Origin of the sequence: Chryseobacterium sp. GVT01B (assembly GCF_019970045.1) — a bacterium.
In the GTDB taxonomy this organism is placed as follows: Bacteria; Bacteroidota; Bacteroidia; order Flavobacteriales; family Weeksellaceae; genus Chryseobacterium.
This window is the reverse complement of the sequence record NZ_JAHXYI010000006.1, coordinates 369,931-382,541: the sequence shown is the minus strand read 5'-3', so window position 1 is coordinate 382,541 and position 12,611 is coordinate 369,931. Positions and strand designations below refer to the sequence as shown.

Sequence of the window (12,611 nt, the reverse complement as noted above, 5' to 3'; positions counted from 1 at the left end):
AAATTAAGAATAAAGAACTTGAAGAAAAAAAGCGAGGAAATTTCCCCGCTTTTCTTATTATTTTTTACCAGTGAGCCACTGTGTCTGTAGTTTCAGTTCTTCCGGAGTCGGATTCGCCTTGAATGTAGGAGTTTCCATAGTCATTTTATCCAGAATAGCCTTTCCTTTCAGTGTCATTTTTTCTTTCTTACCGGCATTATCCCTTAAAATCGTTACCGTTACCTCCTGTCCGTCTTTGATGGTTCTGGTATAGCCAATAAAGTCCTGTACTTTTTTGATGTCTACCGTTTTTCCATCCAATGCAAGTACCTGGTCAGTGATTTTAAATCCTATACTTTTTGCAAAAGGAGAAAGTGCAGAGTTTTCATCAAAAGCAAAAGCATTGGTCTTTTCATCAAAACCAGTCTGGTTCGGGTCTTTGATAAACCAGAAAAGAGGATGGCTTTCCTGCTTTTGGATGTCTACGCCTACCATTTTCAGATATTCTGCATAAGGAGTCGGCTGGTTTCCTGCAATATATTTATTGTAGAAATCTTTTACCTGAGGATATCCGGTTACCGTTACCAGTTCGTCAATCAGTTTATCATCTTTGAAAGGTTTGTTTTCTCCAAATCTTTGAGACAGTTTTCTGATCATGTCACGATATCCCATCTCTCCGTTAGAAAGTTTTCTAAGCTCAATATCAAGACACATTGCCAGAAGAGCTCCTTTTTCATACACATTTCTGTATTGATCTTTGTAAGGCTCAACTAGTACATTTTTACTCATTACCGTAAATGGCATTGTATCATCATAACTCTTGGAGTTGGCAATCTTCTCACCAATTCTTTGAAGGAACTGATCTTTATTAATCAAACCTTCCTGAATCTGAAACAGGTTGGCAAAATACTCTGTTCCACCTTCATACATCCACAGGTGCTGAGACATTTTCGGGTCTGCATAATCGAAATAGTGAATCTCTTCAGAATGGGTTTTCAGAGGATTTACAGTATGGAAAAACTCATGGGAAACTACATCTGTAATGGTATTGTCAATAGCATCTTTCGGCATTGCTTCCGGAAGTACTACACTTGTAGATTCGTGGTGTTCCAGTGCTCCGAAACCTTTCACTCTAGGTCCGTCACCTCCTGAAAGATAAAGCATGATTGCATACTTTTTATTCGTATTCATATCACCCAGGAATTTCTTCTGAGCAATCACCATTTTTTCCAGGTTTTCTTTGAAATCGGCAGCTTTGTACTTTCCTGTTGGAGAATATACTCCCAGTACCAGATCCATTCCTCCTGCATTAAAGGTAATATAATCCGGTTTTGTATACATAAGCGGAGAATCTGTTACCTTAGCATAGTTCGCAAGAGTATAGGTATCTGTAGCATCAGATTTGTCCTGGTCTACCAATGCTGTTGTTCCGTAGAAATCCGTTGGTTTCTGAACGATCAGCTGATAAGGAACATCCTGCATATTATCAATATACCCGATAAATCCATGAGTATTGATCATATATACTTTACCCGCCTCAATATCTGTTCCCGATGGAGAAAATACCGCTTTATGCTTTGATGTATCTAATTCATCATCAAAACTGTCATTCACAAGATAAGAGATTTTGGAAAGACCCTGCGCATTTTTCAATGAATAGGTATTATCATTTACTTTAGTGAAAGTAAGTTCTTTTCCTTTATTATCGTAAAATTTGATCCCTTCGATGAATCTTCCATAGTCGTCTACAGAATAAGTACCCGGAACCGTTTTTGGGAAATGAAATTTAACATCCCCGGATTTCATTTTCGGAAATTCCATGGTAACGGCTACTTTATCATCTTTTACATTGACAAGATCAATGGTTGTTTTTATAGACTGAGCATTTGCTAAAAAAGAAGCAAAAATACCGAGACTAAGTACTGTTTTTCTCATTAGGTTTACATTAATAATTAAATAGTTGCTCTTTTTGTCATTTTGTTACGGAAGAAGTATTAAACTTTTCTTAAAGTTTTTCATGTAAAAAGTGAAAAAGGCAAATCTGCTGGTGTACAAATTTGCCTTTTTCCTTTATTTATTATTGTAATAATTGATATAATAGTTGGGGTTGAATTCAACCGGGCTATTCTTTTTAAGCTTTACGGTCTGCCATTCTTCCGTTGGATTTATAGTCTGATCACCGTTGATGATGATAGGTAATTTCAGGTTTTTTACCACATCTGTATAACGGAACTTTAAAGTATCACCATTTTGAGTGTATTCAAGAGTTGGTATTTTTATTGTTCTCAAGTATTGATCAAAAACAGTTGAGAAATCAATGCCGGATTTTGATGAAATATAATTTTCAATCTGCTGGGTGGTAACCGTCTGATGATAAAAATCTTTATTCAAACCTCTTAAAATCTGTCTGAACTTTTCATCATTGTTAATCACCTGTCTTATCGTATGAATCATGTTGGCGCCCTTCGGATACATATCTCCGCTGCCTTCATTTCTTACTCCATATTGGCCGATAATAGGAACGTCATTGTCTATCCCTTTTCTGATCCCCTGAACATAGATTTCAGCAGATTTTTTGTCCATATATTTTTCCGTAAAAAGAGTCTCGGAATAGTTGGTGAAACTTTCATGAATCCACATATCAGCCTGGTCTTTTGCTGTAATATTATTGGCAAACCATTCATGGCCGCTTTCATGAATAATGATGAAATCCCATTTTAACCCAACACCTGTCCCTGAAAGATCTCTTCCCAGATAGCCGTTCTGATATTTGTTTCCATAGGCTACATTACTCTGATGTTCCATACCAAGGTGAGGAGACTCTACAAGTTTGTATGAATCTTCATAAAACGGATATGGACCAAACCAGTATTCAAACGCGGAGAGCATAGGTTTTACCTGTTGAAACTGTTTTTTTGCCTTATCCAGATTATAGTCAATAACCCAATAATCAAGGTCCAGCTTTCCTTTTTCACCCTCAAATACATCTTTAAAATTTACATATTTTCCTATACTCGGGATAATGGAGTAGGCGTTGATAGGGTTTTTAACCTCCCAGGTATAAGTGGTTTTACTGCCGGTTGTTTTTTTATCAGTCAGTCTGCCGTTCCCTACACCTACCAGATCATTAGGAGTGACAATTTTCATAATAACTCCGTTATCAGGTTCATCGCTCCAGATATCTTTGGTAGGAAGCCATATGGAAGCTCCTATTCCCTCATCAGCAGCAGTCATCCATGGATTTCCTTTTTCATCCTTAGTGAAAACCCATCCGCCATCCCATGGGGCGTTTTTAGCAATGGTAGGTTTTCCGGAATACGTAACATTGATGGTATATTTTTCGCCTTTTTTGAATTTTTTATTCGTAGTAATGAAAATGAAGTCTCCGTCCTGCTTATAATTGGCAATAGGAAAGCTTCCTTCCACTTTATCAGCTTTCATCGGCTGTTGAAGGTCGATCTGGAAAACAGGATTCGTAACATCTTTGATTATCTCAAAGCTGATGATATTATTTCCTTTAATGCTTTTCTGCTCAAAATCAGGTTCTACGGAAAGATCATATTTTTTGACATCCCAAAAATTCCTGAATTCAGTATTGGAGCCCTTTAAAGTATCCTGTTTGGTGAAAACCTTACCCTTTTCAAAGAACTGTCCGAAAACAAGTCCTGATGCAAATAACAGGGTATATGACAACTTTTTCATTTAAACTTTTATTAATAATATTTTCAAAAGTATAAAATTAAATCAATAGCACATACCGGAAATGCAATAAAATATAGATTTTGGCAAGGCATAAAAAAGCCCGGTCAATGCCGGGCTGTAAAAATTTATTAGATTTTTATTTTTTGATGAATTTAAGGTTCGTACTGGTTCCTTTATCTTCAATTGAAATAATATAAGCTCCAGTGCTTAATTTTGAAACCTGGATTTTATTATCATTAATCTGACCGTTCATTACTTTCTGACCTGCCATATTGGTAATGATAAACTGAGCTTTAGATGAAATCTGAGTTACATTTAATACATCACTGGCCGGGTTAGGGTAGATCTGAATTGAGCTCTTATCTTTTACGGTCTCACTGGTTGAAAGCTGCTGCTGGATAAGTACCGGATAATCCTCTACCTCACCATATTGCTGATTGCTGCATCCGCTGCTTGGCTGGCTTTCATATCCCAATACAACTCTCATGATCACGTTTCCTCCGGTATAAGCATCTGCAGGTACTGAGAATGAACCTGAAACAGGAGTTGCTATGCTAGGTGCGCTGGTGTAGATTACTTCAGATGAAGAGAATACTCCGTCTTTATTGAAATCTATCCATGCTGTTACCCCATCATTATACTGTGAACCTGTCCATGCTTTTGTAATGCTTACATTGTTGCCTGAAGATCCTGCCATAAGGGTGATCAGTTTTGTAGGATCCGTAGTGTAGTCTGTGTATGGTGTATTAGCACTGCTATTTGAGACAGGGTTCATTCCCGAAGGAGTTACCGTCACATTGGAAATATATTCGTCAGCTGCATTTGTTCCGGTTATAGAACATTTAGCAAATGAAGCCGTTGTGAAATTCGTTGATGCAGAATAAGAACCCACAGAAGATCCGCACACATTGGCTATCTGTACTTCATATTGAGTAGATTCTGTAAGACCTGAAATGTTATAAGAGTTTGTTGAAACAGGAACAGTAGTCCATGTTGCCGTTCCTACTTTTCTGTACATTACAGAATATGTTGCTCCTACTAAAGCTGTCCAGTTTACAGATGCTGAGGTTCTTGTAATACCTGTTACCGTAATACCTGCCGGGGCAGACGTTGTACAGGCACTTGCAGATGCGGAAACTGTGGCATTTCCAACTGCGTAGAATACATTATCAATGGCGCTTACTCTTATCTTTACACTGGCACCCGTTGCTAAAGAAGAGAACGAAAACGGCTCAGCTCCGTCATTAGGGGTGGAAGCATTAATTACCGTCCATGTAGTTCCATTATCTGTAGTATAGTCTAATTTAACGTTCTGTACATTATACGGCGCATTATTAGTGTTTACCACATCCCAGGTAACAGCTCCAGGAGTATTATTGTAAACCGTAGTTGAAGTTACTTTGAAAGGTCCTTCATTTCCTATATCCACTTTCATCAGACTGCTTTGGGTCTGTTGTTGTGCAGCGTCCGGGTTATTATCTCTCACCGTTACCTTGAAATTCATAGTTCTTGGTATGTTGGATACTGTTTCCCAATCTACAGCACTGGTAAGAGTGCCATTAAGAACATTTGCCAATTTAGGGAAATAACGGGTAGGGGAGTTTGTAGGCATTAGAGACCTGAAGTTTGCACCATTATTTCTGGTTGCACTTACTGGTCCAAAAGTAGAAGTAGCCAGATCATACTGTTCCCATGTGTAAGTCATTGGATCATTTTGCGCATCTGCAGCAGAAGCTGTCAGTACAAAAGCCGTTCCTTTAGGAATCATTTTATTAACCAATGGCTGTATAGAAGGAGGTGTGTTGGCTACTGCTGTAATAGTACCACAATCCTGAGCATTCACATAAGCTCCTACTTCTTCAATATTTTTGGTATGAAAATAAGCATCAGAATGCATCTGAACATTATAATTGGTAATACCGGCGTATCCCATAATAGTGGATCCAGATCCTGGTTCCATATGGGCACCGTGCAAGGCAATAGACATTGTGTGTGCAGCACCGAACTGGTGACCGATTTCATGAGCTACAAAATCTATATCATAATTATCTCCGAAAGGCTGATCCGGAGTAGAAGGTGAAGTAATTCCTGCACCTTTAGAAGTCGCATCATTATTGCTTGCAGGATTTCTGCATACGTTTCCTACATCTCCGGCACTTCCGCCGCCACCTCTGTGGCCAAAGAAATGTCCTATGTCATAGGCATTGTTACCTACACCAGCAGTATTGGAAAGTGTTTGCTGAAGCTGCAGATTCCATGCACCGGGAGCACTATAGGTTCCGTTTGAATTAGTAATTACAGTAGAGTAAGGGTCTGTTGCAGGATTTGTAAATATAAGCTGTGGAAGATCCTGTACAATCATATGGATTCCAAAATCTTTTTCAAAAACACCATTTACACGGTTCATTGTAGCATTAATACGGGCTGCGGCTCCAGGAACACCTCCGGCAAGTTGAGTGTATTCACCGTTTACAGAGATTGCAATTCTATAGGTTCTGTATTTTTGTTCATTACTTTTATTAACATTACCGAGTCCGTTTAAGACATTTTTTGACTTCAGAAGTTTATTCATGTCTTTCTTTGCCTTCTCAGGCTCAGCAGTTCTACATTCAAAAGGATCTTCATGAGATTTGTTGGATTTGAAAAAGACACCAAATACATCCTTTTCTTTATTGATAGGCTCTATAAATTCGTATTTCCCGGTATCAGAGTCGAATGTCATAGATTGAAAATCGTTGGGTGCAGTACTGAAGCGGATTTGCTTATGCGGATTATCCAATCCGATACCGGAATAGGCTCCCAATTCATATCTGTCTGCCATAGACTTTTCTACTACAGGAGAGCTGTACACTGAAAATCTTTCAATTCTTCCGTCTGCTGTTGGGATAGAAACAGTAACAGGATTTCCTCCCTTTCCTGCTTCAGGAGCATTTTTCAGCTGTTCTCTCAATGCAGAAAGATCAAACTTGTAGGCATATTCTACTTTAACTTCTTTTCTTACCGGTGTGATTTTCTCCGAGACCGGCTCCCAGCGTTGTGCCTGTAAACCGCCTAAACTTAAAGCCAGTGCACACACAAAAATAATTTTCTTTTTCATATTTTTTATTGATTGTAGTTGAATTTTTTAAAGATAGTGTATTTTATTAAAAAAAATATTACTAATACGGAGTTAATTGTTCCCAACTTTATATTATTAGTTTAATTCTATCATTGTTTTAAATTAAATTAAGAATAAATATAATTAAGGTTAATATTTTTATATAAAATAAGCGCTACCATTCGGGTGAACAGTAGCGCTTAAGCTTTTATTAGTAAAAATACCGGTTATTTCTGTACTGCCGGAAGATTTCCGTTGCTTTTTTGTACTTTTTTATAAGTGAATGTACACATCATGATACTGAATTCATATAGAATAAGCAGTGGGAATGCGGCCATCAGCATACTTAAAACATCTGCCGGGGTAATGATTGCAGCAACTACCATAATCAAAACAATAGCGTGGCGACGGTAAGTTTTCATAAACATTGGCGTAAGAATTCCGATGCTGGTAAGGAAATAGATCAGAATCGGAAAAAGGAAAATAACGCCCATTCCTAAAACTACCTGTAAAAATAAAGTGGTATAATCACTTAAGTCATAAAGCGGAACAATAATATCTGAAATCTTGAAGATCACCCCAAAATTAACCGCAAACGGAAGAATTAAAAAATAACCACACATCACTCCGGTCATGAAAAGAATCCATACCGCATTAATAATATAAATAGAATTCTTTCTTTCTCTCGGGTGTAGAGCGGGACCAATAAAACGCCACAATTCCCATACAATATAAGGAAATGCTGCTACCATTCCTCCAAAAATAGAAACTGCCATCATTACATTGAACTGCTGATACAATCGCTGTACACGAACAGGGAAGTCTTTGGGAAGGTGAATACTGTCTTCTCCAAGAATCATTCTTGAAAAATGATTTACAATTCTGAAGGTTGGGAAATCATTTCTGGTAGGCCCAAAAAAAACATGGTCCATAATCCAGTTGATATTGAAACCAACCACAAAAGCCGCAATTATGATAGCAATAATCGAACGGATCAGATGCCCTCTTAATTCTCCTATATGCCCAAGAAAGGACATGTCTTTACCATCACTCACAGAATACAATTTTTAAAGCGCAAATTTATAAAAAAAATGACAGAAGTAAGCGTCTGCAGATTATTAGTTAAATTTTACTCTTGATCTGCAATCATCTTTCACTTATTAATCTTTAAATTTTGGATTTTATTTTCTAATTAATCCCTTCGTCCAGCAGTTTATGCAGATCTATAATCCCGAAATACTTTCCGTTTTCCGTTACAATAAGCTGTCCGATATTGTTTTCTTTCAGCGTTTTCATGGCTTCTTTGGCCAACGCATCTTTCTCAATAGTTCTTGGATGGGCAGACATAATATCTTTAGCCAATACCTTACTGATATCTTCCTCTTTCATCAGCATCCTTCTCAAATCTCCGTCTGTGATGACACCAATGATCTGATCCGAGTTAGTTACAACTGTGATTCCGTGGCTTGATGCACTGATTGAGATAATGACATCTCTTATTGATGAATCTTCTGCAACCTGGGGTTTTTGAGAAGAAAGAAACTGCTCTACCTTAGAAGTCAGGTTTTTTCCTAAGCTTCCTCCGGGATGGAATTTGGCAAAATCATTAGCCTTGAAATCATTCAACTCCATTAAAGCAACAGCCAAAGCATCTCCCAAAGCCATCTGGATTGTGGTAGAGCTGGTAGGGGCCAGTTTATTCGGACAGGCTTCAACGTCAACATGAGTATCTAAAATAACTTCAGAAAACTCAGCCAGTTTACTCTTTTTATTTCCCGTCATTCCGATCAAAGCGGAAGAATAATCTTTTAAATAAGGAACCAGGTTCGCAATTTCAGGTGAATTTCCGGAATTTGAGATACATAAAACAACATCCTGTTTCTGAATCACTCCCAGATCTCCATGGATAGCCTCTGAAGCATGCAGGAATTGTGAAGGGGTTCCCGTTGAGTTTAAAGTAGCTACAATTTTATTTCCTACATGGGCTGATTTCCCAATTCCTACTACAATAAGCTTTCCTTTTGCCGAGTTGATGATCTCTACTGCCTGTGCAAATTGGTCATCAATTCTGTTTTTTAATTTTTCGAGTTCAGAAATCTCTATTTCTAAAGTGGTTTTTGCAATTGATATAATGTTGGTTCTATCCATTTTATGATGATAAGGTATACAAAAAAGTTCTTTAAAAACGTTATATTTTAAAAAGAATATTTAATATAAATTTTATTTTTTATAAATTCGTTCGCTTTTATTTTAAGCAGAATTTTTATAACTTTGGGTGTGATGCAAATTTAGCAATAGAAAATTAGATGAGCGCAAAAAAAGCCAATTTATCAGGCGAATTGAAAAAGTATTTTGGGTTTTCTACATTTAAGGGCCAGCAGGAACAAATTATAGACAACCTATTGAATGGGAAGGATATATTTGTTTTAATGCCTACAGGTGGTGGAAAATCATTATGTTATCAGCTTCCGGCACTTATTTCGGAAGGTACGGCAATCGTCGTTTCGCCCTTGATAGCGTTGATGAAGAATCAGGTAGATGCAGTGAACGGCCTTTCATCTGATGATGGGGTAGCACATGTATTGAATTCCTCATTAAACAAAACGCAGACCAAGCAGGTTTTTGACGATATCAAAAGCGGAAAAACCAAACTTCTGTATGTAGCTCCTGAATCATTAATAAAAGATGATTACCTGGATTTTTTGAAAGATGTGAAAATTTCTTTCTTTGCTATCGACGAGGCCCACTGTATTTCAGAGTGGGGACATGATTTCAGACCGGAATACAGGAACCTGAAACAGATTATAGACAGAATCGCCAATGTACCGGTGATTGCTTTAACGGCTACTGCAACTCCTAAGGTTCAGGATGATATCCAGAAAACTTTAGGAATGACTAATGCTTTGGTGTTCAAAGAAAGTTTCAACCGTCCTAATCTATATTATGAAGTATGTCCTAAAATCAATATAGATAAGGAAATCGTTAAGTTTATCAATCAACATAAAGGAAAATCAGGAATTGTATATTGCCTGAGCCGGAGAAAAGTTGAAGAATTTGCCCAGCTCCTGCAGGTAAACGGAATCAATGCACTTCCTTACCATGCGGGGCTTGACCAGAAAGTGAGAGTCGCAAATCAGGATAAATTCCTGATGGAAGAAGTGGATGTGATTGTTGCAACTATTGCCTTTGGGATGGGAATTGATAAACCAGATGTACGTTTTGTGATCCACTACGACTTCCCAAAATCATTGGAAAGTTACTATCAGGAAACCGGAAGAGCAGGAAGAGACGGAGGCGAAGGACATTGTCTGGCATTCTACGACCCAAAAGATATTGAAAAACTGGAAAAATTCCTGGCTCAAAAACCAGTTTCAGAAAGAGAAATCGGATTGCAGCTTTTAAATGAAGTGGTAGGCTACGCTGAAACTTCAATGAGCAGAAGACAATATATCTTATATTATTTTGGAGAAAGTTTTGATCCTGTAAAAGGAGACGGTGCCAATATGTGTGATAACTCATCCAATCCGCCAAAAGTAAAAGATGCCACTGCAGACTTAAAAAAGTCATTGAAACTCATCAGTGATACAGGAGAAAAATTCAAATCTAAAGATCTGATTTCCGTTATCGTAGGGAAAGAAAATGCAGTGACAAAATCCTACAAGCTTGAGCAAAGTTCTCATTTTGGCTTTGGAAAAGAAGAAAAAGATAATTACTGGAAAACAATCCTGAGACAGGCAACCGTTCAGAATTTTTTACAAAAAGATATTGAAACTTACGGGGTTTTAAAGATTACAGAAAAAGGAAAAACATTCCTGAATGGTACTTCTAAAGACGTATTTTTAATCGCCGAAGACAGAGAATTTGACCTTACCCAGGCAAAAGCTGAGAGCGATCAGGTACAGCAGCAGGCCGGCGGAGGTATGGATCAGAATCTTTTTAATCTGTTGAAAGAACTTAGAAAAAAAGTTGCCAAAAAACATGGAATTCCGCCATATACTGTGTTTATGGATCCAAGTCTGGAGGATATGACCGTTCAGTATCCGATTACAGTAGATGAAATTACCAAAATCTATGGAGTAGGCGAAGGAAAAGCTAAAAAGTATGGTAAGGAATTCGCTGATTACATTAAAACATATGTAGAAGACAACAATATAGAACGTACTCAGGATATGGTATTGAAGCAGGTGGCCAATAAATCAAGCCACAAGGTTTTCATTATCCAGAGTACCGATAAAAAGATTGACCTTGAAGATATTGCAAGAGCTAAAAACCTTTCTATGGATGAACTTCTGAAAGAAATGGAAAGAATTGTTTATCAGGGTACAAAGCTGAATATTGACTACTATATTGAAGATAATTTTGATGAAGACATTGTAGACGGATTTATGGAGTTCATGAACGAATCTGAAAGTGACAGCATGAAGGTGTTGCTGGATGAATTCGGGGATGAATTGTCCGATGAAGAAGTGAGAATGCTTAGAATTAAATTCATCAGTGACGTAGCGAATTAAAAAAAAAAATTTTTGATTATAAATTAAATAAAGCAGGCTTTTCGGTAGAAGAGTTTGCTTTATTTTTATATCAAGTAAAGCCAGTAGTAAACTGCAATATACAATCAACTTTTAAAGCTTAGTTAATTTCTGTTAATAAGCACCAAAACAACAATTTTCATCCTTTCAATTCTTGAAAGATAACCAAACTTTTTAGTAACTTTACACTGATGAAAAAGATATCTGTCATATTTATTCTGCCGGACTTGGAAACCGGGGGAGCAGAAAGGATTGTTACTACTATAGCGAACCATCTTTCCAGAGATTGGTTTGAACCCAAGATTTTGCTGTTGCGCAAACAAGGCGGATATTTGAATTTTCTGAAAAAAGATGTCGAAATTATCGATATCAATACTGAAAGAATAAGACATTCTTTAAAACCTATTTTAGGAGAAATCTACAGAAGAAAACCTGATATTGTGTTCTCTGGTTTTGGTGAAGTAAATGCCTATTTATCATTATTCATAAAGCTTTTTCCAAGAACAAAATTCATTGCCCGGGAAACCAATGTGGTAACTCAGCATGTAACCCGTAAAGAGATTAAATTTTTCTATAATTTTTACAATAACTATCAGAAAATCATTGCGCAGAGTGATGATATGATGAAAGATCTTGTTGATAATTTTAATATTAAAAAGAAAAAAATTGTCAAGATCAATAATCCTGTAGACTTTGATTTTATTGAAGATAAAATGGCTCTGTCTTTAAAACCGGAATGCTTCAAATACAATTATAAAAATGTAGTGGCTATTGGCAATTTATCATCCAGAAAAGGGTTTGATAACCTGCTGAAGGTTTTTTCCAGACTGAAGAATGAAAACATTATGCTTCATATTCTGGGTGATGGAAAAGATAAAGATATCTTACATCAGACCAAAGAACTTTTAGGATTAAAAAAAGTGATTTTTCATGGCAGACAGGATAATCCCTACCAATACTTGAAATATGCAGACTTATTCGTACTCTCTTCAAGATATGAAGGATTCCCGAATGTTCTCCTGGAAGCAGGTGCCTGTGGAACTTATTCGCTTGCCAACAACTGTCCCGGAGGAATCAATGAGATTATTCAGCATAATGTAAACGGTGAAGTTGCCAATATTGAAAATTATGATGGTTTTGCCCAGCAGATTGTAAAAGTACTGCAGAATAATTACAATAGAGATGCTATAAGAAACTCTATTAAATCAAGGTTTTCAAAGAATATTATCTTGGATAAATACGAAAAGCTATTGCTGGATCTAATGAAGTAGCAGGACTGCACTTATTTGTCTTATGGGGTTTTA

7 protein-coding genes are annotated in these 12,611 nt (G+C 37.0%); 2 read left to right on the top strand and 5 right to left on the bottom strand.

Annotated elements, in window-relative coordinates; genetic code table 11:
• Nucleotides 1-57 precede the first annotated feature (57 nt).
• From LC457_RS16600 to LC457_RS16580, 5 genes are all read right to left on the bottom strand, one after another.
• A complete protein-coding gene (locus LC457_RS16600; RefSeq protein ID WP_223600882.1) occupies nt 58-1,914 on the bottom strand; it encodes a PDZ domain-containing protein in 1,857 nt (618 codons plus the stop codon).
• Nucleotides 1,915-2,049: 135 nt separating this feature from the next.
• Complete coding sequence (locus tag LC457_RS16595) at nt 2,050-3,681, bottom strand: M1 family metallopeptidase (RefSeq protein ID WP_223600881.1); 1,632 nt, start codon at nt 3,679-3,681, stop codon at nt 2,050-2,052.
• 136 nt (nt 3,682-3,817) lie between these two features.
• Nucleotides 3,818-6,778, bottom strand: a complete 2,961-nt coding sequence (locus LC457_RS16590; protein ID WP_223600880.1) for a reprolysin-like metallopeptidase — start codon at nt 6,776-6,778, stop codon at nt 3,818-3,820.
• Between the two features lie 227 nt (nt 6,779-7,005).
• Nucleotides 7,006-7,833, bottom strand: coding sequence for a twin-arginine translocase subunit TatC (gene tatC / locus LC457_RS16585; protein ID WP_223600879.1), 828 nt, complete (start codon nt 7,831-7,833; stop codon nt 7,006-7,008).
• A 133-nt stretch (nt 7,834-7,966) separates the two neighbouring features.
• Nucleotides 7,967-8,926, bottom strand: a complete 960-nt coding sequence (locus tag LC457_RS16580; protein ID WP_223600878.1) for an SIS domain-containing protein — start codon at nt 8,924-8,926, stop codon at nt 7,967-7,969.
• Between the two features lie 158 nt (nt 8,927-9,084).
• Here LC457_RS16580 and recQ point away from each other — a divergent pair, with 158 nt between their 5' ends.
• Nucleotides 9,085-11,289: a DNA helicase RecQ gene (gene recQ, locus LC457_RS16575; RefSeq protein WP_223600877.1), complete on the top strand. Its 2,205-nt coding sequence runs from the start codon at nt 9,085-9,087 to the stop codon at nt 11,287-11,289.
• Between the two features lie 209 nt (nt 11,290-11,498).
• Nucleotides 11,499-12,578 (top strand): glycosyltransferase, encoded by a 1,080-nt coding sequence (locus tag LC457_RS16570; protein WP_223600876.1) that lies wholly within the window; start codon nt 11,499-11,501, stop codon nt 12,576-12,578.
• The last annotated feature ends 33 nt before the right edge of the window (nt 12,579-12,611 follow it).

Excerpts from the sequence above, each read along its gene's own strand:
- LC457_RS16600 (WP_223600882.1), bottom strand. The coding sequence starts at position 1,914 with ATGAGAAAAACAGTACTTAGTCTCGGTATTTTTGCTTCTTTTTTAGCA.
- LC457_RS16595 (WP_223600881.1), bottom strand. The coding sequence starts at position 3,681 with ATGAAAAAGTTGTCATATACCCTGTTATTTGCATCAGGACTTGTTTTC.
- LC457_RS16590 (WP_223600880.1), bottom strand. The coding sequence starts at position 6,778 with ATGAAAAAGAAAATTATTTTTGTGTGTGCACTGGCTTTAAGTTTAGGC.
- LC457_RS16580 (WP_223600878.1), bottom strand. The coding sequence starts at position 8,926 with ATGGATAGAACCAACATTATATCAATTGCAAAAACCACTTTAGAAATA.
- recQ (WP_223600877.1), top strand. The coding sequence starts at position 9,085 with ATGAGCGCAAAAAAAGCCAATTTATCAGGCGAATTGAAAAAGTATTTT.
- LC457_RS16570 (WP_223600876.1), top strand. The coding sequence starts at position 11,499 with ATGAAAAAGATATCTGTCATATTTATTCTGCCGGACTTGGAAACCGGG.